The organism is Winogradskyella sp. (assembly GCF_028282165.1).
GTDB lineage: Bacteria > Bacteroidota > Bacteroidia > Flavobacteriales > Flavobacteriaceae > Winogradskyella.
The window spans coordinates 87999-110397 of the sequence record NZ_JANQIM010000034.1 but is presented as its reverse complement, the minus strand read 5'-3'; the positions used below and the strand labels follow the sequence as shown (position 1 = coordinate 110397).

The window sequence follows — 22399 nt, the reverse complement described above, 5'->3', positions numbered from 1 at the left end:
GAATCTATTTTATGTTATACTTTATTTAGAATGCTAATTGCGATTGTTGAAATCTAGCGTTAATTGTAGATAACTTCTTAATTTTTCACTTTATAAAACAAGGCTATTTGGCTACATTAGCAATTTTACAATTCCGATATCTAACGCGACAAAAATAAACAAAACTCTTGGCTAAATCCGTAAAAAAAGAAACACCATTAATGAAGCAATACAATGCCATAAAGGCAAAGTATCCGGATGCGTTATTGCTTTTTAGGGTAGGCGATTTTTACGAAACCTTTGGTAGTGATGCCGTAAAAGCCGCCAAGATTTTAGATATTATTTTGACCAAGCGGGGTGCTGGTAGCGAAAGTGAAACGGAGCTAGCTGGTTTTCCACACCATTCTTTAAATACCTATTTGCCAAAGTTGGTTAAGGCTGGGGAGCGTGTTGCCATTTGCGATCAGCTAGAAGATCCCAAGCAAACCAAAAAAATCGTAAAACGTGGTGTTACGGAACTGGTTACACCTGGTGTAGCACTTAATGACGATATTCTTCATTCAAAATCCAATAACTTTTTAGCAGCCGTTCATTTTGATAAAAAGTATATCGGTATATCTTTTTTAGATATCTCTACAGGCGAATTTTTAACCTCACAAGGCGATGCGGAATACATAGATAAACTACTCCAGAATTTTAACCCAAGTGAGGTGTTGCTATCGAAAAAAAATAAGAAAGAGTTCTCTGAAATCTTTGGAAGCAATTTTCACACTTTTTATTTAGAAGATTGGATCTTTCAAGCCGATTATGCCCATGAGTCGTTGACGAAGCATTTCAATACGAAATCCCTGAGAGGATTTGGAGTTGAGGATTTGTTCGAAGGTATCATTGCAGCTGGTGTGGTACTACACTATTTAAGTGAAACACGACACAATAGATTAGAGCATATCACTAACATTTCTCGTATTGCTACCGACGATTATGTATGGATGGATAAATTCACCATAAGAAATTTAGAACTGTATCATTCTGCCAATGCCAATGCCGTAACCCTTATTAATGTTATTGATAAAACCATCTCCGCAATGGGGGGTCGAACCTTAAAACGTTGGTTAGCGCTGCCTCTAAAGCACGCAGATAAGATAAAACAACGTCATAAGGTTGTTCAGTATTTGTTTGATGATGAATCTGTGCTTCAAAAGATTCAAGGACAGATAAAGCATATTGGTGATATTGAACGGTTGATTTCTAAGGTTGCAACGACTAAGGTCACTCCACGCGAAGTTATTCAACTTAAAAATTCACTAGAAGCTATTGTGCCAATTAAGGCTTTGGCTCAAAATTGTAATAATGAAGCCTTAAAGATTCTAGGCGAAAACTTGCACAATTGTGATCTGCTCCGCGAAAGAATTAAACAGACCTTAAATGAGGAAGCACCAGTAAATGTATTGAAAGGAAACACCATTGCCGAAGGTTTTTCACAGGAGCTTGATGAATTAAGGGGATTATCGAAATCTGGGAAGGATTATCTAGATGGTATGTTAGAGCGTGAAAGTGAGCGTACCGGAATCCCATCCTTAAAAATTGCTTCTAATAATGTGTTTGGGTACTATATTGAAGTAAGAAATACACATAAGGACAAAGTGCCCGAGGAATGGATGCGAAAGCAAACCTTGGTTAATGCAGAGCGCTATATTACTGAAGAATTAAAGGAATACGAAGCCAAAATACTTGGTGCAGAAGAGCGTATTTTAGCTATAGAACAACAATTGTTTGCCGAATTGGTGACATGGATGCATCAGTTTATTGTTAATGTGCAGCAGAATGCGCAACTGATTGGACAGCTAGATTGTCTTTGTGGTTTTGCTAGTCTTGCAAAATTAAACAAGTATAACCATCCGCAAATAACCGATAGTTTCGATCTAGAGATAAAAGACGGTCGTCATCCGGTCATTGAAAAACAATTGCCCTTAGGCGAATCGTACGTAGCTAATGATGTTTGTTTAGATCGGGAGTCGCAACAAATCATAATGATTACCGGTCCTAACATGTCTGGTAAGTCTGCTATTTTAAGGCAGACAGCTTTGATTGTCCTTTTGGCTCAAATAGGGAGTTTTGTGCCAGCAAGAGAGGCAAAAATAGGCTTGGTGGATAAGATTTTTACGCGTGTTGGTGCGAGTGATAATATTTCTATGGGTGAATCTACATTTATGGTAGAAATGAATGAAACGGCCTCTATTCTTAATAATATTTCCGACCGTAGTTTGGTACTATTAGACGAAATTGGTCGAGGTACTAGTACCTATGACGGTATTTCCATTGCTTGGGCAATAAGCGAATATCTTCACGAGCATCCTGCCCGACCAAAAACCTTATTTGCAACACATTACCATGAGCTTAATGAAATGACGGAAACCTTTATGAGAATAAAGAACTTTAATGTTGCTGTTAAGGAACTTAAGGACAATGTTTTGTTTGTGAGAAAACTAGTTGAAGGTGGTAGTGAGCACAGTTTTGGGATACATGTTGCAAAAATGGCAGGGATGCCCCAACAAGTCATTAGGCGAGCAAATAAGGTACTTTCTAAGTTAGAAAAATCGCATTCTAGTGAAGAATTGACCGATAAAGTAAAGTCTCTTAAGGATGATATGCAGTTGAGTTTCTTTAATTTGGATGACCCACTTTTAGAAGAAATTAAGGATGAAATTCTTCACACTGATATTGACACGCTAACCCCTGTAGAAGCCCTTATGAAGCTTAACGAAATAAAGCGGATGTTGTTGAAGAAAAAACAAGCCTAGCCGCTTTCAATTTATTTCAAAAAAGTCTTTGCATTTCTAAGAAATAGTTTAAATTTGCATCCGCTTTTAAAGCGAAATAGTTCTTTAGAAGACTACGCGAAAGTAGCTCAGGGGTAGAGCATCACCTTGCCAAGGTGAGGGTCGCGGGTTCAAATCCCGTCTTTCGCTCAGAAATCAAACATTCTGGGTTGATGGAAAGTTTGTTTGATAAAAGTGAGGATTGTGGTGCTGACGATTTCTAGCAGAAATGTCAGAATGCTGATAAGCACGCTTCATCAGCATTCAAATCCCGTCTTTCGCTCTATAATATAATTAAGTTGCTGTCCGCAACTAGGATGCTGAAGTGGTGGAATTGGTAGACACGTTGGACTTAAAATCCAATGGCCATTATGGCCGTGCGGGTTCAAGTCCCGCCTTCAGTACTTTTAAAAACCGTAATTCATTAATAATTAAGTGATTGCGGTTTTTTTTGTTCATTCAATGTATGATTTTTGTACGATTATTTTTGTTTCACTTACTCAAAATTAAATTTCATATTATATTTCAGGTCTATGTGTTCAAAGTTTTTACGAATAACAAATCTGAATTCATTCCTTTGAGGTGTGTCTAATGAAGAGTAAATATTAATTAATTCTTGCCGCCATTTCATCATCTCTTGTAGATGATTTGATTTTTCCATTGTAAAAAATGAGTTGAATTTTGACAAAGTATCTTCAATTATTTTTTCGGCATCTCGAAAATAACGGGCTTCTTCATATAATGATTCTTTCACCATTTTACTTTTTAATGCGATAATGTCACTCAGGCAGTTTTCTAAATGAGGCCTGATATGCAAAAGATCACTAAAATGAGCAGGAAGGGCACTAAAATCTAGCAGATCAATAATCTCATGAGTCAAATCATTTGAAAAAGACTCACAAAATGGCGAATTTTCCAGTTGCACAAATTCGCAAGCGATGAAGTACTCCATAAAAGATTTGTGAATAAAAAAATAATAACCATCGTCTGTTCTGGAAAGAAAAGAACAAGTTCTTATATCGTGACTGAAATGATCTAATTTAATATTATTATCAAGATCAAAATACTTATTTATTGATTCATCTAAATCGCTGTAGTGTATATGCCAATTACCTGAAATATGCATTTGCATAGCTAGATATTGCAAAAAAGTATGCTTTTTCTTTGAACTATTTAATATTCTGAACTCTCCCTTATCTTCCTCTATTTCAACCCATTTATTTGTGTAAATTTTGTAAATATCTCTGGCCGAAATCTCTTTTGATTCTAACTTTACTAGTTCATTCCCGCTGTTTGCAATCATGTTTGCTAAAACGGGTCTTCTTGCTAAATCCATAAGATTTGGTTTGTCAAGTATTAAATCAAGAATATTTGATGAGTCACTAGGTATAACCTTTTTTATTAACTCTTCTACCTTCTCTTCATCAAGCAGTTGTAAGCATCTTATTTCGTACGAAATAGGGTTCTTATCTTGAAAATCATTGTCATTGATTAAAATTTCAAGATTTTCTTTAAACTCTAAGTAGTCATTGAAATAAGAGGGTCGTCCAGTCAATATAATTTTTGAGTTTTCATTGACCAGGTTGGATATTTCTTTGAAACATCTTCGACGATCTGCTTTTGTGACTTGTTTGAGCATTTCATCAAATGCATCTAAAAGCAAAACGAAACGACCTTGTTCATTTAATTTTTTAAAAGTTCTTATTGAAACATCATCAAGGTCTGCATTATCTCTCAAGAAAAGCTTTATTAGGCTTTGCATATCAGGAACTTTACTATAATCTTTAAGTGTTATATATAGAGGTGTTCTATGTTTTGGGTCAGTTTTATTGTTAAGTTTTTCTTGAGCTAATGTTCTCATTAGTTTTTTAATGATTGTTGTCTTTCCAGCTCCATAATCTCCAATAAGTACAAGAATTTGTGATGAATGGGAATGTAAAAACTCATTCAATGAATCAAAAGCTTGTTCTTCAATTAGTAGTTTTAATTTTGGAATTGTTCTAGTATCTGATTCAAAAACTTCAATAATATTCTCACTTGCCGAAAGAAAATCTTTACGACGTATATTTAGGTTATCATAAACATAAATGAGATAATTGGATAAAAAAGGATGAATCTTAGGGCTTTCTAATGATACAAATTTTAAATTGGTATTAAAATCAGCCAAGATTTCTCTCTGAATTTCTGACCTTAATTTATATTTTCTCTTAAGCTTACTGCCGCTTCCACCTCCGTACTTCTCCCAATCATTCAACAATAATCTTGTCGCTTCTATTGGACTCAATTTATTTTCGTTTAAAAAAAGATCTTTAACATTTATAAATAAATGCGGTAGCATTTCTTCATTTTTTTTGGCTGCTACTTTTTTAACTGAATTTGTCAGACACTCAAGTTTTTTTCGGGTATAATCATTTTGTGATTTTAGACGAAGTTCTTCAATTCTTTTTTCCTCTTTTAAAAAATCTACAATGTTTAGACTAGGGTTGGATTTACTATGAGAATAATCTATAAAAGGTAACTCTAGCTCTTTGTGATACAAGGACTGTTTATCAACCACTAGATATGAACAGCTGTCTTTTTTAGATTTTATTAGATCACCTGGTGTACAATCAAGGATTGTTTCGTTTAGTGTGGTGGTATTAATGAGTTTTAAATCAACAAACTTATCACCATCACGACTCTTGTCGTATTCGTATATGTAGTCTTCTAAATAATTTTTAATAGATAATAGACTCTGAATTAGTTCATCATAGGTAAGTAAAAAAACAAAGTTTTTGACTCTATCATTAATGGCCGCTTTTGCATCGGATGTAAATCCATTATTTGTTATTAGATAACCTTGGTCAATTTTCCCCTCACTTCTGTAGTTACTTACTTTATTTATAAAGTTTTGGACATCTACTATACCAACTTTAGAAGATGACTTACTTTTTAGTTTACATTCTGCAATGATATTTGCTCTATCTCTTTTATTTGAAATAGCCAAAACATCACATTGACCTGCATCCATTTTTACATCATGAATAACTTGATCATAACCGAATAGCTCAAAAAGTTTAGCCACTTCTTTTTCAAATTTCAACCATTCTGGTTCATTGCCATTTGAACTATTGTTTTTCATCTAACTTGTCTTTAATTTTATCCTTGAGCGGTTCTATTAATCTTATTTGTTGTTCTATACCTAAATAATCTTTGTATTATCATTTAATCTTATTAACAAGTGATTAAAACTAGAATCAGGAGTTTTCAAATCAGGCACAAAAAATGGCGGTAATGATTTGGGTATTTAGTATTTGCAATTGACACCATAATTTGATTATTATTTTGGAAGTCTATTTATCCTTTTAATCAACCCTCTTCCTATTTTTTCTAATTCATCATTAATAGACTTAAAATAAGCTTTTTTATTTTTTTTATGACGACCTTTAGCCTTCTTTTTTATTGAATTATTAAAAGCTTTAATAGCATCATTTATAATAGCTTCACTTTCTTTAGTTGACTTTTCTTCGTTGCTTAATTCCCAATTGTAAACAACCTGAATAATATTCGCCATTAAATTATTTTGACTTCTTCCCAAAGTTGACGTAGTTAATTGTTTTGAGAAGACACTTGGGAAATTATGTTCTAAAGAAGGTTTATGTATTTTTTCTAAATAAGGATTACTTACTTGAAACCAAATATCCGTTTCATACTCATTATTTTTAACGGAAATTGCTTTTATCATCTCTAAAATCATTTCTTCAACGGCACTCCAATAGAATAAATTCAAATCGCCCCTGATACGATCTTTTTTTTGGAAAATCTGGCTAACACTTTGGTTTAGGTTATTTCTGTCAAAGACAATAATTTCTTCTTTCAATTTTGGATTAAATTTTAATCCGTTTTCAATTAGCGGAATTGTAAGTATACCCGCCGATTTTGCAAATTCTAGTTCTTTAATAATTTTATTTTTGTTTTCTTTTTTAGATATGAGACAAATAAAAATATTGGAATTGCTTATTAGACTATTTGTTGTGTAATTATCTTCAGAGATTAATAGATTATAGCTTGTAGTAAACTTAAATTCTTTTTCTCTCAAGCGATTAGATAACATTGTAATAACAGAATGATCTTTATTAGGAACAGAATATGAAAAAAACACGTTCATTTGTCTTCTCTAGTTAAATATTTATAATAGTTAGGGAAAAATTGCATAAAAGTATGATTGGTGCTGGTCAGTAATGAGCGCTTGAACTGTTCACCAGACCAAATTTGATATTTATAGCCAAACTTACAATTTAGATTTAATTGCTCTATGAAATTACTAAGTTTGCTTGTTGGTCTTTTTCTGCATATTATTAAATATCCAGAAGCTCCATAAGAATGTATAAGAGATGGGATATTTACATCGTTAATGACATTTGTGGAAATATTAATATTGCGGAATTTACATTGAACAATCCATTTTCTATTAAAAGATTGTATGCCATCAGTAACTTTAAAATCAACTAAAATATCTCTGCCACCATCAGCACCTACTCCCGATTTTCTTATTTCTATATCTTTGATATGATTGTTGAATTTTTCTTCTAAATGTAAAGCAGTAAGTTCTTCGAACTGCCTTCCGTCTTTAATTTCATTGAAATCTAAATACATAATTTATAGCCAATTTAAATCGCTCAAAGCATCGACGTAATGCTGATGTCCTTTTGCAAAAATATAATCTCCATGTATCGTTTTTGTCCATTGTACAGGTTCATTTTTTATAGTGCCTTTTTTCCATTCATCATAGCAAGATTTTAATAGTTGTATTTCGTCTTGTTTAGTGACATCCATATCTAAATCGTACAATTTATTTATCAATTCATTAGAATTGTTTTCTTTTATTATCTGAGGAGACAGCCTAATAAATCTCCTGTTATTTTCATTTGCATTATCAATTCTTCCTGAAAACAAACTTGTGTAGGCACTATATGATGCCCATGATTGCGGTTCAAATAAAATTGACTGAGATAGATTTGAAATTATAGATGAATAGAAACGACCGCCTTTAAATAAACGGAAAAAGACTTTAGGTTTTTTGATTCTAAAACCAAGCACTTTCCAATTAAGTGTTTTGTCAAAATCAATTTTTCCCCCATCTTCTGTTCTTATTATTTTTTTTCCTAAAAGAGTGCTATAATATTGATCTCTAAAATTATCGGAGTCTTCATTAGAAATCAACTTTCCAGCGGTTCCTATTGATAATACATGAATGTTCTCCCTATTTATATTGTTTGCAAATGCCTCTGTCAGCCCAGCCATTATGGGGTTATTAAATCCACTCAAAGCACCATCCCATAAATAACGTCTTCTTTTGTTTATAAGTCCTTTTATTTTAGGAACTAATACGGCTGGGAAATCAAAATAATTCACTGGGGCATTTGACGCTCCATGGATTGCTCCAACTAGGCTGACCTGCTCGAAATGATCTAAACCTGCTACAACTTCTGCTCTGGCTTTGCTATCCATATTAGACCTAAAAAACTTTGCCCTTTTATTGATAATATCAAAAGTCGTGACAACAATTTCTAAAGATTCTTTTCCTATTATTTTTGGAAGCTCCGAAAGAGTAACATCATTTAGCCTTTTCATGTTGTCTATTATTAAAATATCTTCTAAGGCTTTCTTTTTAGCTGTAGTAGAGTATCGAGTACCAACTGATTTTACACCAAATAGACTCATGAAATTAGCAGGAAAATACTTCTGGCTAAAATTTAATTTCGTGAAAATTTTCTCTCTTATTTCTTTGTCATCAAAAAGCTTAATAATGTCATCAAAAGTCCAGTTACATGCTAATGCTGCTAAAACCATGCTGCCTCCTGAATTTGCTATGACCAAATCAAAATGTCTTAAAACTTCATGTCCCTTAATTTTCTTATTTGGGTACCTTTTAAGAAATATATCCTTCAAGGTTAAGACTTGAAGTATTGCCCAACTTCCTCCACCATCGAGCGATAGTATCTTATATTTTTTTTCCATGAAAATCTAATTAGGCCATTAACATATCATTACTTTCTTCTTTTTTCAATTTGCCAAACGACTCTAACTCTAGAAATTTAGACTTAAAGATGTCTTTAGGGATTTTTTTCTTTAGAAGGTTGAAAAAGTTTTCATCATGGGTTGATAGGATTATTTGTTTGTTTTCATTTACTACAAGCCCACGTAATAAATCAATTGTAGATAGAAGATTTATACTATCCATTGATTGAATAGGGTCATCAATAAAAATACAGTTGTATTCATCTGAATTCAAAGCAGAGGCCATAAAAATACTTAAACTAAGAACATTTATTTGAGCTTGGCTAAAATATAGATTGGGAATTAAACTTACTTCATTCTCTTGATTCTTGACAAATATATCTAACCTAGGTCTGCCTGTATCAAGGTCAGCTACAAATTTGACGGATTTAAAGTCGGGATGAGGGTCGATTTTACTATATAAGTCATTAATCAAATTTTCATAGAAAAAATCTTTTATTCTTTTATCAATATAATCCCTAGTATTTTTCTTTTCTACTTTAAGCAAAGGGGTTACACTTTTCTGTAAAAAACTAAGTTCGTTTTCTTTCTTTTTAAGAATTAGTTTGGCCTTTTCAGACTGCAAAAAAGGGTATAAATTTTCTGCATACTTTTCCAACTTCATAAACCCTTCTTTTAACTTATTATGCTTCTTTAGTTCTTCTTTTAATTCATTTTCCCTTTTTCCTAAAAATTCAATCAAGGTTTTTTGATTAAAACCATCTACTTCAATACTAAATTTGTCTTTTACAAAATATTTGAATTCTTGAATTTGTTTATCAACTTCTTTTTGATTTTTTAGTAAACTTAATTCTATTTTTAATTGGGCTTCTTGATTAAAGGAACTTAAATCTTTTTCATAAACCGAAATTAATTTTTCTGTCTCTAGAATGTCCTTTCTTAATTGCTTGATTCTATTTGTTAGCTCAGTAAGCTTCTCTTGCAAATCTACTTTTGTTGAATTCTCCGAGGCTATATTATTAGTAAGCCATTCCAAAACTGAAACATATTTTTCACCTTTTTCGAGATTTTGATTTTCTGCTTTTATAAAATCTAACTTAGCGACATTGTTTCTATGCATATTTTTTAATTTTGATAGTTCCTTCTTGATTTCGGACAATTTCTTATTTAAACTATCAATTTCTGTGGATACTTTTGATAATGAATCTTTCAGTTGCTTTTTATATTCATTAATAGTCAAACCATTAAGTTTAATACCTATCTCTTCTGCTTCGTTTTTTAGACTTTTCAGTTTTTCAATTATTTTTCTTTGAGATTTGTTTAGACTATCAAGCTTTTCTTCTAATACTTCTTTTCCTTTGTTTAGTTTATTAATTTTCTGATCATAAAACTTAATTAACTTTCTATTTCCTTCATTAATTTTTTTGGTTTTTTTATTAATCTCTTCCCTAATTTTATTTTTATTAAGGAGAAGTTCTTTAAGAATATTATTTAAAGCTTTATTGTTAGAAATACGACTAATTAATTCCTTATATGAATTATATTGATGTTCGCATAAAGGGCACTTGGAATCTTGAACATCATTGACAATGTTCAATCCAGCATTAATAAACTCTTCAATAGTAGTATTTAATGATTTTTGCTGGTTAATTTGTTCGTTTAACTCTTTAACTTTTAATTCTAAATTACGCTTATCGTCATTAGCTTTTATAAGTTCATTTGTTAAGTCAATTAAATCTGATTGGTCATGTATGAGTAATAACGAATAATCACAATTATTAGTTTCAATTTTAACTTTTTCTAATTCATTTATTTCATCTTCAATGGAATTTATTTTAGAGGATAATTTTTCAATTTCTAACTTGTTCTTTTCATTTAGTTTTTCAAATTTAGATTTCTCTTTATCCAGGTGGCTTGCTCTACTCTCTAAAGAAGGTAAATCCTTTTCTTTTTCTTCTAAATCTAGTTTTTGCTTTATCAAGCTCTCAATTCTATTTGTAATAGTTGATTCTTGATTAGTTAGATCTTCAATTTTTGTCTCTAAAACAAATTGATCTTTTTCTATAGATTTTCCTTGTTTAGTTTTTTCTTCAATTTTCTCTTTAACTGTATTATAATAATCATAGCTTTTTAATACCTTCTTATGTTCTGATTCCTGCTTAATTAAATCAGCAATATTCTTCTTCTCATTAGCTAACTTATTTTGAGCCTTTTGTAAGTCCAGAAACTTTTGAAGATTAGACTGTGTTTCTTTTATTCTCTTATTTATTTCTTCTAGGTCTTTCTTTAATGAATAAAAAGCTTCAATCCCAACAATATTGGAATCACCTATTTTAATTTTTTTGATTTGAGACAAAATTTCATTTAATGATTTTTCCTTATCATGAGATATAACCCTGCTTGAAATTAAATCTCTGAAGTCTTTTATTTCTTCCTTTGAAGCGCTTAGCTCAATTAAGGAAACCTTGTTTTCATTCAGTTCTTTGTTAATCTCTGTTATTTGGCTATTAATAGTTTCTAATGGATTATAATCACTCTGAGGGTCAATATCAAGTTTGATTTTCGTGATTTCCTGTTCGAGTGATTCAATCATTTTTTGATTTTCTTTATACAAAATTTTCACTCCTTCATAGTAGTTATCTATTCTAACTAGGTCTGGATTTTGCATAAATAGTTGATACCTTCTCTCTCCATCAACTTCTTTTAAAAATGAAGAAATCCATTCTTGAGATAAGATTACTTGTCGAAAGCTTCTATTTTCGACATTTTCAGCTTTGTCTATATCAGTTTTTCTTTTCCCATGCACCTTAAGGATTCTGGGGGTAAGCTCCTCAGAATCAGTTGTTATTTTTACATAAGTCTTTATATTACTTTTTGCGTTATTATTTCTCAATAACTTCACTTGTTTTTCATTAGATGCTCTTAAAGCATCTATTGACCCCTGAGTATTTTTATTTTGCCAAAATCTTTGAACATTATTTGTTATACCCCATTCAATTGCATCATAAAAGGAGGTTTTTCCAAAGCCATTAGGTGCATAAATTGCTACGAAATCAGCTATTTCCCCTGTGTTTGTGGTAAAATTAAAAGTTGAATTTTCAGGTTTATTATATATTCTGAAGGCAGAAACCTCTACTTGCTTAAATTTCATCTTCTTTTTCTTTTAATGCTTTAATTAACTCTTTGTATGCTGCATTTGCTTCTTTAGTAATATTTATTTTTTTTAAAATTTTATCCTCCAATATAGATTCAACTATCTTATTAGTATTAAAGCTATGAGTTTCATTTTTATCGTTTTCCAAGTTTACATCTATTTGATTTAGAATATGTTCATTAATCATTAAATCTTGATCACTAGTATTTTCGATAACAATTTTTCTACTAGAGAATGTATCATTCTCGATTTTATATTTTAACTCTTTTGATATTGGATTATTGATAATATAAAACAGATAAATATTCCAAACCTGATACTCATTTCTTTGTCTTGCCTGAAAATCTACAGCAATTAAATTGGCTATTCCTTCCCATTTTTGTTTAAGAAGTTTTTCGTCTTCAAAGTATATAAAGAAAGCAGGAATCGTTGATCCAAAATCAACATTTCTATAATCAAATCTTATATTCTTGAACTTTTCTTCTAAATAAGTGATTGTCTCTTCAATTGAATAACTCATCATACTGATTTTTTAAAATATTTAAAAGCTCATTTTCGTCATTAATATTTTCATATAATTCGAGGCGTTGTTGTATACATTTAGTTTTAAAATATTCTAAGTGCACAAAGTTAAAAGCATTATAAGGATGATTAATTCCATTGTCCGTTCTCATTCCTTTTTTATCTGGCACCTTAACAAGATTTACTAATTTGCCTTTTGGGAGTTTAAAATTATTTCTTGGGGCTTTTTTGGTAGAAACAACAACAGTTGAATCCATGGTTAGACCTAAATAATCTGAGTTTAACAAATCATTTTTTATTAAATCTGTCCAATCATCTTTATCTGAATATTTCAATCGAAATGCATCGAAAATTTCAGTCAAAGTCGCACTCTCAATATTTTCATATTTGATAATATTCATTATCGTCAGGAACTCTAACCACGCAATCCAAACATTTTTAATTGACAAGTGTTCAGGGCATTTGTCATCAAGAAGAATTCTCTCTTTAAATAATTCTTTTATACCGTGAGGTGTGATATCAGATTTTATGATATCTAATGCTTTATTCTTAAGGGTAGCTCTAGTAGCTTCTATTTTATCTTCGTCTAGTGCATCAACTTCCAACATAAAAGATTCATCCCTCAAGAATGAAAAATTACTCATGTAATCTGGATAAAGCTCTGTTAATTGATCTTTGTAATGATTAATTATATCTTCAAAAAATTTAATTTGTACAAAGCCTATTTGACCGACTTGGTTAATTGCTTTACTAGCCATTTTACTTTGAATGCCAATAATATAGACGTTATTTCTTATTACTTTTAAAATGCCTCCACCTGAAAACCCTTCAATATCTGCTTGTTGTAAAGTGTCATTCGATAATTGTGCTCCTTGACAAAAATTGCCAGTTGCCATAAATTCCTCAACTATTTGAGTAGCATACCTTTCTCCTTCATTATTGAAATAACGAGATTCTGGAAATCCGCATAGCTCAAAATCCTTCACCTTAAAAGTTCTATTTTGTACAAAAATTGAGTTAAAATCAGCTATGTATTCAATTTTTAAGATAGCAATATCTGCATCTTTATTAGGGTGCGGAAAGTAATTTTCTCCCTTACTTAGAGTAAAAGGGATTTTTATTTCTTTCCAACCTTTTTCTATTTTTTGATTTTTAAAAATTTCTATTTCTGTACCATTTTCAATTTCAATTTCAACATCTTGACCTCTATCATTTTTTTCTTTAATGTAGAATAAATGTTTTGCAGTTAATATATAGGTATACTCATTAATCATTGGTTGAAAAATGCAACCACTACCATTAGCAACTTTAACGCTATATAACTTTAATTTGTCTTTGCTCATTAAGAAATGGTATATGTTGATATTGTTTTGGCTTTAAATTCTTTAAATTCTTCAAAATCGTTTTCTGTAAAAATATTGTCTAATACAAATTCATAATTGAAATGAAAAGTAGCCTTTGGATTAACCTTGATTATTCTTGCTAAAGTTCTCTTGTGAGGATGGTTATGACTAGAACTATTTGTGCTTATTACATAATTATTTGTCTTAGTAATCTCAAATAATTCAACGTTATTGTTTGCTTTACTACCATGATGTGAGACTTGTAAAAGCTCAAGTTCAATTGGGTTTTGTTTACTATACCCCATTCGTTTTAGTGACTTAACTATTTGTTTAGGGTGTGAGTCTGCTAAGAATAAAAAATTCTTTTCATTGTAGGTTATTAATAGTGTAATTGAGCTACCATTTTTAGGACTTGAATCTTGAGAAAACGTATAATTTTTATCCTCCTCCACAATAAATGATTTTAAATCTAAAGGCCAATCCTTCTTTCTACCTGAAGTATAGGAATCATCACCTGTTTTCTTTTTATATTCTTTAAGTAATCTGATTAGCTGTTTTTTACTAGGTGATAGGACTTGAATTTTTGTTTCATCATCTTCTAATGTTGCTCCTTGCATTATGATTTTTCTTTCCCAGATATTACTCTTTAAAAGGTATTCCTCAAATCTGAGAGCTTCAGGAACCCCTGTGTAAGGGTCTTCAAATATTTTTAATCCAACCTTTAAATCAGGGTTTTCAGGTTCTTTTAGCCATTCAGCAATTAATTTACCCGAATTAAACCAAACTTTTTCAATTAATTCGTGAGCCTTGTTGTCCATTTCAAACCACTTAAGCAAACCATTAATATGATCATTATCAATATGACTTAAAACCAGTAAATTAATTTTTTGATTTTTCTTCCTTAAATAATCGATAGAGGTCTTAAGCTCACCATATGAATTAGACTTTGATTCATAATAAGTAGCATCTAAACCGCCATCAATAAGTATATTTTTCGTTTTACCTTGTAAGTCCTTAAAAGAAATAAGGATGCAATCTCCGTTGATTGCTTTTAGAAATTTTATTGAAATCATAGGTCTCCCTTTAAGGTATAAGTAGGCGGCTAATAAGTTTAATATCTTAAAAGCTATTAATAATAATTAAGGGAGGATTGTCAGAATTCTAAGATAGGATTTTTTTTTGCTTTTAGAATAAATTAATGTTCAAATGATAAAAGTTCCGATATATGAACTTTAAGAACACTAGAAATTTTTTTCAGGGTATAGATGCTAGTATTAATCTCACCTCTTTCAATTCTACCTATCTGGTTTTTAACAATACCAGCTTCATTGGCTAGCTCAAATTGAGAGAGGCCACTATCTTCTCTGAGTTTTTTAATTCTTTTACCTAATTCTTTTAGGAAGATTTGCTTGTGTATTTTTTGTTCTTCTAGCACATCACAATATGCACATTGCTCAAAATTTATACGGACACATATTTGTGTCTTTGTAATTATTTTGATATTATTGAATCAAATTATAAGCTGTGAATAAAAACTACTTGCTAATCGTGACAGGTATTATACTCGGAATTGCTTCAGTTGCCTCTATTACTTTTGGAATAGCTGCATTGATCTATGAGTTTTTCCATGATGGGGCATTATTAAAAGAAACTATATTGGCTTCGTTAGGGCTTATAATATTTCCTTTTCCATTAATTTACTATCTGAAGAAAACTAACTTTGGACGTCCATTTAAGTCTAGTCTCGATTTGGTTAGAGAAAAAAAAGAGATACTAAAAGAAAAAATTAAAGTAAAGCAGCTAAAACAAAAATTAGAGGAATAGTTCTTGTTGCTTACAAAGAGTATTAATCTTTTAAAGAAAGATGATTTCAAGCATAGTTCTGTATGAGCACCCACTACCCTGTTTTCAATAAATATTTCCTCACACGTAAACAAAAAAAGCTCAATTAATTTAAGAAGGCATAATTAAATGTGCATTCAATTAATGTTAAGAGTATGCAGGGTGCATTACATTTTGTTATGAACTTTAACTATGTATAAAAGATACGATTGTGTTTATAAGTCATTTGTGTGTGTAAGTGTCTTTCTATGGGGTAAAATAAAACAAGTGCCCCCTAATTGAAAACTGGAGACATTTTAGGGTATGGGGTTTAAATTAAATAAGAATTCATAATATTTTTTCGATTTTTTATCCAATGGGCTTATTATTTAAAGTACCCTTCACTTCTTATAGGATACTAATGTAGCATTATTTAAGCATATCATTTCTCTAAAGACTTTGATAGACATAAAAAGAAAGCTCATCTAAATTAATAGACAAACTTTTAATCAAAAGTTTAGAGCAATGAATTAGGCAATATCAACTAGCTGTTTTCTTCTTATATAATAAGAGGTAATTTGGCTAGTATCACCGAATAATTGCTTCCACTTTTTCTCTATAATTTCAGCCATCTTAGATTTTATGCTATGTGGATTAGCACCTATGAGTTTTTTTAGCTTATCTCTATGGTATTTAAAATTATGTGGAGTCTTTAAGAGATTTTGCCAGTAATTTGGATTACAATAGTCATTCTGATGAGGTACGATATCTAGAACATTGTAGTCATAAAACAAAATATTGTTCCATTCCTTTGCAAGTTTTAACTCGAATTTGTGAAGACCATAGAAGACTAAGTCCCATAGAGTGTAAACACCGTTTTCATTAAGCCATCTCATTCTTTTGAATTTAATCTCAAATCTTAGTGTAGGCTTTATGTTTTTTCCTAGTTTACTATAATGTAAGCTTTTGTCATAAATTTTTATTATGTGATTATTATAGACAGCTTGTTTGTAGCTGCCTTCGTCATGGACATATGTCCACTTAAGTTCTTTAGTTTTATGTAAGAAGCAATGCTGTAAGATTTTTTTAGTGTCATCAGGTGGTTGAATATTAACTCCAAGTTCAACTTGCTTTAATGTGCACCTCTCAGGGGAGATTCTGAATCTGTCTTCCAAATCTTCTAGGACTTCTATTATGCCTTCAATTCCAAAGTCATTATAGTTTTGACTTCCCCTGTTATTGAGTTCATTCCAGTATTTATGTAAACTTCCTTCTATAACTACATATGGCTCTGCATTTGGGGTTTTAATTCTCAATCCGTTGTTCAAAGTAGTCATTGGTGAACAGATTTTAATTCTTAAACTTTTAAAATCCGCATGTATAAAACCTTTGCCACCATTTTCTTCGGGCAATTCGCAATATCGTTCTTCTATAAAGTCCAAATCTTTATGCTGTTCTAAAAATCTTATTGGGGCTTCTTCTACCACAAATCGTACAAAATCTATCATAGTTAATCATTTAGTTTTACAAAAGCATTTTCGATTTCACTTTTTTTATAATATACCCTTCCACCAAGACCATGAGATTTTAGTTTACCTTTTTTAGTCCAATTGTGCACGCTTGAAAGGTCAATTTTAAGCATTTTTGCGACCTCTTTTCTGGTTAGATACTCTTCTGACTCCTTTAATTTTAAAAGCTTTTTAAACTCACTAATTTCGGTTCTAATTAATTCTTTGAAATTTAGAATTAAGTCGTCTGGTTTAATACCGTGAATTTGGGTGATAATGGATTTATCCATAGTTTTTGTGTTTTTGTGGAGCATCCTCAGCTAATTGATGCGCCGATTTGTTAATAGATTGACTTGTACAAATCCTACATCTACAAAGCTATATCAGGTAAGCAAAAAAAGAGTGTGGTAAAATTTGTAGCCTTATGTACGTTTTTTTACAAAAAAGACGGCAAAGAATAAACACCTGTACATAATCATATACAGAATTCATAAAAAATCCGTAATTATCAGGCTACTTTTATACGGTTTTTTCGTAAAATGCCTTATTAAGAGCACTTTGAGTTGTTGATAACTCGAAATTATTAAATAGGAACTTTATTAAATCTTCGTTAGAAGCACCAAAATATTTAGAATTAATGCTCTTTACATCCTGTAAAAAGTCTGCTTTGAGTTTTTTGTCTTTTAATTTAATCTTACCAGAATTGATAGAATTAAATTTCTTTGAAGCTTTTAGGTTATCAATAAATTTAAATGTTCGTTTTTTGCCTTTTTTAGAACTGTTGAAATTATAATACCAAGTATAGTATTCATCTAAAAATTCTATAAAAGGCTTTGGTTGAATATTGTTTTTGTAGATAAAATCGCAACACAATTTAATAGACCACTCATAGTTATAATGGTTGTAGAAGTTGTTTTTTAAAAAAGTGCTAATTTTTTTATCATCTTGCGAGAAAAAATAATAATCGTCTGTCTTTAGTATATTTTTAATATCATTGACATCCATAAGCGTCTATTTTTGTTTTGATGCTCTGTTTTCTTGAAGGGCATAAAAATCGGCAATTTGCTGAGCGTAATCTAACCCTTTTTTCCCGATATAGTTTAATAGCATTTTTTCAGAGCTATGCCCAGTTATACTCATGATTAAAGGTGTTGGAAGTTCTCCATATAAGTTGGTAGCAAACGAACGTCGACATACATGTGAACTTATAAGTTGCCATTTATGATAATTCCCTAAGACTTTTCTGTTGTTAGATTTCCCTTTTTCTTCATTAAAAGATTGTATTAGACCTCCATAAATAACTTCATCTATCCCAGCTAATTTGCAAACTTGCTTAACGTTTTCATTGAATTTTTGGATTGATATTTTGTATGGTAAGCCTGAATTGAGAACTTCTTGGGTTTTAGTCAATATAGGTATCGTAATATTTTTGCCAGTTTTCTGCTGTTTAAGTTCGATTACGTGCAATTCGCCTCTGACCACAAAGTTAGATTCATCTAGATTTAATAAGTCGCTTGCCCGTTGACCAATATTGCATCCTAGTAGTAGCCATTTTCGAGCATTGTCTAGGCTCTTCGAAGGTAAGTCTACCTCATCAATTTTTCTTAGCTCAGATTCGTTTAAATAGATTATGTTTTCATTTGTTTTTTTCGCGCTGTGAATTTTTTTTAACTGATAACTAACTTCAATACCATTGGATTGAGCATCGAAACAGACTGTTTTTAAGTCAGCTAATTTTTTGATAGCATAGCTTTCTTGATAGCCTTTTTTATCTATCAAGTAGCCTAGGAAAGATTTAGAAAACCCTAAGTCTACATCTTTTACTTTGAACAACCTTTTGTCTTGATACTCCTTAATTATTCTATTTAATGATTTATAAGAGTTTATTCGACTTTTTGATAAACCTATTCCTCCCAAGGCATTTCTTCTGGTTCTAGCATTATTGATAATATCTTCAATAGCATCAACCAACAAATCACTTTTGGCATCTATACATTTAGGATTATAGAAAAGATATAGTTGGTTTTTTAGCCACTCTTTATTGATGTTATTTTCATTTTCTTTATAAAATGCTTCTAGGATATGATTTCCAATTTTTAATAAATCACTATTAACTTGTACTTGTTTTTTCTTAATCTCAGCATCTTTTTTGTTCTTATTATGAAAATTTTTCCAATATTCCGCCTCAACAAAATATTGAGTCTTACCACTAATCACATGATCTACTTTGTTAGAGTCTCTAAATAATAACCTAAGAGTCAAAGGTGCATTTTGTCTTGTAGAGCGATAAAGAAAGTTTACGGATGCCATATGTATGATTCTAATTCGATGATAAAAATAATCAAAAAATAAGAATTTGTACGATAATGTACTATTTTTGTACGGTGAATTTCTTTCTCTTTAAATATCATTCAATCTATTTAAATGATTTGTTCTTTGTTATATAAAGTATTTTATAAGAAAAATAGACATTCACCTAAGTTTTGGTAGAGTCATTTAAATATTAAAAATTGATAGTTTCAAGTCCCGCCTTCAGTACTTTAAGGGATAAATCATTTTTTGATTTATCCCTTTTTTGTTTAAAACTATATATCATGCTCTCTTTATTTCTAAGATAATAGTTTAAATCATATTCCTGTAATAGAAAATAAATCCCTCTTAAATAAACTACTCATAATTTAGAGTAATTGCCACAACGTATAAAATAACAACCAGTACGTGTATACCAGATTTATGAATGTCTTATTTTTGTATAGCTTAGAATTAGCTCGCTGTTAGACAGCTGCTTAGGATTTTTTTAATGTTATTTCTTGATAATTTTGAAAGAACTTTTGCTTCCGTTCACATCTATTAAGCGCATCAAATATATACCAGAAGGATATTGAGCTCCTAACTCTAAACTACCATTGATATCTAATGCACCGCTTGATATCAATTGCCCTTGTATAGTATACAATTCATAGCTATCTATTGACTGCGATGATCTTACGTTGACTTTTCCTGAAGTTGGGTTGGGGTAAATTGTAAACAGCTCATTTCCTGGAATTTCGGGTATGGATAATGCACCATTGTTCCACTTAAAAATGGCAGCATTGGCAGAACCAACCCATAGATTACCCTCATCATCAATAGTATGCCCAATACCACCGAGATTTTGTGGTTCTCCGAATAATGCAGATTCTTCTAGATCCCAAGAGGCTCCGTTATCATTAGAAACGATCAAATAAGTTTCAAAACGCTGACTAAAATCTGGGCTTCCGTGAACTATGGCATAATGCATATTGTCATCTAGTTTTCCAAATCCCGAAATAGTGCTGATTTCAAAATCAACTTTATCCATTATTGAGCTTGAAAAAGCTGATTCTTCCCAAGTTTCGGCGCTATCATTGGAATAGTAATATTTGTTATCTGAGAACTTCATCACCGCATTACCTTCTTCGTCCATAAGCATTCCACGAATAAAACCATCGTTCAGAAAGATCTGTTGCCATGTACCGTTAGTTCTTTTGAATAGGAAGGATTCTACTCTCGCAAAAATGTCTTGCTCTACAAAAAACAGATCAAAAACAGATGCGGGAAGTGGCGTACCACCTTCTATCATCTCAAAACTTTGTTCGTTTTGAGCATTAGGATAATAGAGTAAGGCATCTAAATCTGTATCATAGATAAGTGCTGTTAACTGTCCATTATGGAAATGAACATCTAATGCTTTCTTTTCAAGGTCTGTGAATAAGCTAGACCAATTATTACCTCCATCGTTACTATATTGCAATTCGCCAAAGATGTCAATAAGTGCTACTTCAGTACCATCATTGTCGATTTTTCTATATGCGCCTGGATATTGATACTGACTGTTAAACGGAATGTCCAATTCCTGCCAATTTGACCCATTATGCTTTAAAAGCGATTGTCCATAAAGAGCGGCATAAGTAATACCATTGTCCGATGACATATCGGTAATATCTGGATAACCTTTTTGCAGACTTTGCCAGGTTTCTCCTTTGTCTGAGGAGAACAGTATATTTCCTGTGGCTCCAGAGATAAGGCCGTTACTACCGTTAAAGCTCATAACCAAACTAGGTACTCTAGCAAAAAAAGGTATCGTTCCTTGGTCAATAGGAATTTCTACCCATGTTGCCCCCGAATTATAGGTTTTGTAGATGCTGTGTTCTTCATCAAAAATGTCTTTCGTTCCTAAAATTACCCCTTCTTCGGCACTAAACCAATGCATGTCACGTATCACTAAACTGGTACTAGGTGTCAATCCTGGTAAATCTAAGGTACTCCAATTAGTACCGTTATTAATTGTTCTTCGAATCCTGTCTGCTGGAGCTACAAAGTTTCGGTTACGAAGCATTAAGTACCAGCTTAAACCTGCTATTTGAATATCGACGTAATGATGATCGCTTTCTGCAAAGCTGATTTCTGTCCATGTCTGTCCACCATCATTGGTTCGCCTTAAGAATGGTCGGTAAACACCTATATTTAAAAGAATGTCATCCACCTCGTAACCCATAGCAAAGCCTTCCAATTCATTTATAAATTTTACACTACTATATCTGATGTAGGGTGCTGTAGAATTACTCCATTGCAATTCAATCCAGGTATCACCACCATCAGTAGTTTTAAACAACTTTTCTGCAGTTCCTACTGCGTAACCAACATTTTCTGTGGGGAAGTGAATACTGGTGAAATAGCTGCTACTGACATATTGAGTATTAGGGTTTAAGGATAATACCTCTAGCCAATCAGCTCCAGCATTGGTAGTTTTAAGAATTCTCCCTTTATGTACCATCCACCATTTATTATCATCTAAGGTGAAAATGTCCATATGACGATAAGGTGCTGAAATTCCCGTTGGTACTTCTTTATATAAAACGTCTAATGGTAGATTAGGCATGTCACTTAATTCTTGGGTAACGCTATTTAAGGCTTTAACATCGTGTCCAAAAAGGTAAAAGTTATTACTTCCTTGAGGGGATTTGATAAAAAACCTACCATTTCTTGTCTCGGACGGAAAGCTGAGTTCCCAGCTGTTTTGTGCAAATGTTTCTTGACAAACCAACCCTAGTAATGCAAAGGCACTATACAAGTTTATTATTGATAAATTGAATGTCTTCGGAACTAGTTGGGAAAAGTATTTTGTTTTCATTTGATCAGATACTTTTGTAAAATTATGATTATAATAGCTATTTAAAAAACAACCAGTTAATTAAATTTTGTTTAGGTGATTGAGTATTTGTTTGCATAGTT

At 31.4% G+C, this 22399-nt stretch carries 16 protein-coding genes and 2 tRNA genes; 4 read left to right on the top strand and 14 right to left on the bottom strand.

Features of this window, described 5'->3' with window-relative positions; all coding sequences use genetic code 11:
- Positions 1 to 167 precede the first annotated feature (167 nt).
- The 3 genes from mutS (at position 168) to Q0972_RS14325 (ending at position 3202) form a co-directional block, all read left to right on the top strand.
- Positions 168 to 2780, top strand: a complete 2613-nt coding sequence (mutS, locus tag Q0972_RS14335) for a DNA mismatch repair protein MutS (protein WP_299366730.1) — start codon at positions 168 to 170, stop codon at positions 2778 to 2780.
- Between the two features lie 96 nt (positions 2781 to 2876).
- Positions 2877 to 2948, top strand: a tRNA-Gly gene (locus tag Q0972_RS14330).
- Between the two features lie 169 nt (positions 2949 to 3117).
- A tRNA-Leu gene (locus Q0972_RS14325) sits at positions 3118 to 3202 on the top strand.
- A gap of 92 nt (positions 3203 to 3294) precedes the next feature.
- On the opposite strand, the gene Q0972_RS14320 is transcribed toward Q0972_RS14325, so the two are convergent.
- The 9 genes from Q0972_RS14320 to Q0972_RS14280 all read right to left on the bottom strand — a co-directional run bounded on the left by Q0972_RS14320 (position 3295) and on the right by Q0972_RS14280 (position 15252).
- Complete coding sequence (locus Q0972_RS14320; protein ID WP_299366728.1) at positions 3295 to 5919, bottom strand: NACHT domain-containing protein; 2625 nt, start codon at positions 5917 to 5919, stop codon at positions 3295 to 3297.
- A 198-nt stretch (positions 5920 to 6117) separates the two neighbouring features.
- The gene (locus Q0972_RS14315) at positions 6118 to 6876 is read right to left on the bottom strand and encodes a hypothetical protein (RefSeq protein ID WP_299366726.1); all 759 of its coding nucleotides are present in this window, start codon (positions 6874 to 6876) and stop codon (positions 6118 to 6120) included.
- 65 nt (positions 6877 to 6941) lie between these two features.
- Positions 6942 to 7433 (bottom strand): restriction endonuclease, encoded by a 492-nt coding sequence (locus tag Q0972_RS14310; protein WP_299366725.1) that lies wholly within the window; start codon positions 7431 to 7433, stop codon positions 6942 to 6944.
- 3 nt (positions 7434 to 7436) lie between these two features.
- Complete coding sequence (locus Q0972_RS14305; protein WP_299366723.1) at positions 7437 to 8798, bottom strand: patatin-like phospholipase family protein; 1362 nt, start codon at positions 8796 to 8798, stop codon at positions 7437 to 7439.
- Between the two features lie 10 nt (positions 8799 to 8808).
- Positions 8809 to 11949 (bottom strand): AAA family ATPase, encoded by a 3141-nt coding sequence (locus Q0972_RS14300; protein ID WP_299366721.1) that lies wholly within the window; start codon positions 11947 to 11949, stop codon positions 8809 to 8811.
- On the bottom strand, positions 11939 to 12475 hold the full coding sequence (locus Q0972_RS14295) for an ABC-three component system middle component 1 (RefSeq protein WP_299366719.1): 537 nt from the start codon (positions 12473 to 12475) through the stop codon (positions 11939 to 11941). Before Q0972_RS14295 ends, Q0972_RS14300 begins: the two co-directional genes overlap by 11 nt.
- Positions 12456 to 13817: an ABC-three component system protein gene (locus Q0972_RS14290; RefSeq protein ID WP_299366717.1), complete on the bottom strand. Its 1362-nt coding sequence runs from the start codon at positions 13815 to 13817 to the stop codon at positions 12456 to 12458. The genes Q0972_RS14295 and Q0972_RS14290 overlap by 20 nt, the downstream gene beginning before the upstream one ends.
- Positions 13817 to 14890: an MBL fold metallo-hydrolase gene (locus tag Q0972_RS14285; RefSeq protein WP_299366716.1), complete on the bottom strand. Its 1074-nt coding sequence runs from the start codon at positions 14888 to 14890 to the stop codon at positions 13817 to 13819. Before Q0972_RS14285 ends, Q0972_RS14290 begins: the two co-directional genes overlap by 1 nt.
- 122 nt (positions 14891 to 15012) lie before the next feature.
- Positions 15013 to 15252, bottom strand: a complete 240-nt coding sequence (locus tag Q0972_RS14280; RefSeq protein WP_299366714.1) for a helix-turn-helix transcriptional regulator — start codon at positions 15250 to 15252, stop codon at positions 15013 to 15015.
- 89 nt (positions 15253 to 15341) lie between these two features.
- Here Q0972_RS14280 and Q0972_RS14275 point away from each other — a divergent pair, with 89 nt between their 5' ends.
- The gene (locus tag Q0972_RS14275; protein WP_299366712.1) at positions 15342 to 15641 is read left to right on the top strand and encodes a hypothetical protein; all 300 of its coding nucleotides are present in this window, start codon (positions 15342 to 15344) and stop codon (positions 15639 to 15641) included.
- 527 nt (positions 15642 to 16168) lie between these two features.
- On the opposite strand, the gene Q0972_RS14270 is transcribed toward Q0972_RS14275, so the two are convergent.
- The 5 genes from Q0972_RS14270 to Q0972_RS14250 all read right to left on the bottom strand — a co-directional run bounded on the left by Q0972_RS14270 (position 16169) and on the right by Q0972_RS14250 (position 22298).
- Positions 16169 to 17146 (bottom strand): hypothetical protein, encoded by a 978-nt coding sequence (locus tag Q0972_RS14270; RefSeq protein ID WP_299366710.1) that lies wholly within the window; start codon positions 17144 to 17146, stop codon positions 16169 to 16171.
- 2 nt (positions 17147 to 17148) lie between these two features.
- On the bottom strand, positions 17149 to 17436 hold the full coding sequence (locus Q0972_RS14265; protein ID WP_299366708.1) for a helix-turn-helix domain-containing protein: 288 nt from the start codon (positions 17434 to 17436) through the stop codon (positions 17149 to 17151).
- 229 nt (positions 17437 to 17665) lie between these two features.
- Positions 17666 to 18151, bottom strand: a complete 486-nt coding sequence (locus Q0972_RS14260; protein WP_299366706.1) for a hypothetical protein — start codon at positions 18149 to 18151, stop codon at positions 17666 to 17668.
- A 6-nt stretch (positions 18152 to 18157) separates the two neighbouring features.
- Positions 18158 to 19363: a tyrosine-type recombinase/integrase gene (locus tag Q0972_RS14255; protein ID WP_299366704.1), complete on the bottom strand. Its 1206-nt coding sequence runs from the start codon at positions 19361 to 19363 to the stop codon at positions 18158 to 18160.
- Positions 19364 to 19949: 586 nt separating this feature from the next.
- Positions 19950 to 22298 carry a YCF48-related protein gene (locus Q0972_RS14250; protein ID WP_299366703.1) on the bottom strand — a complete coding sequence of 783 codons (2349 nt, stop codon included), beginning with the start codon at positions 22296 to 22298 and terminating at the stop codon, positions 19950 to 19952.
- Positions 22299 to 22399: the final 101 nt, after the last annotated feature.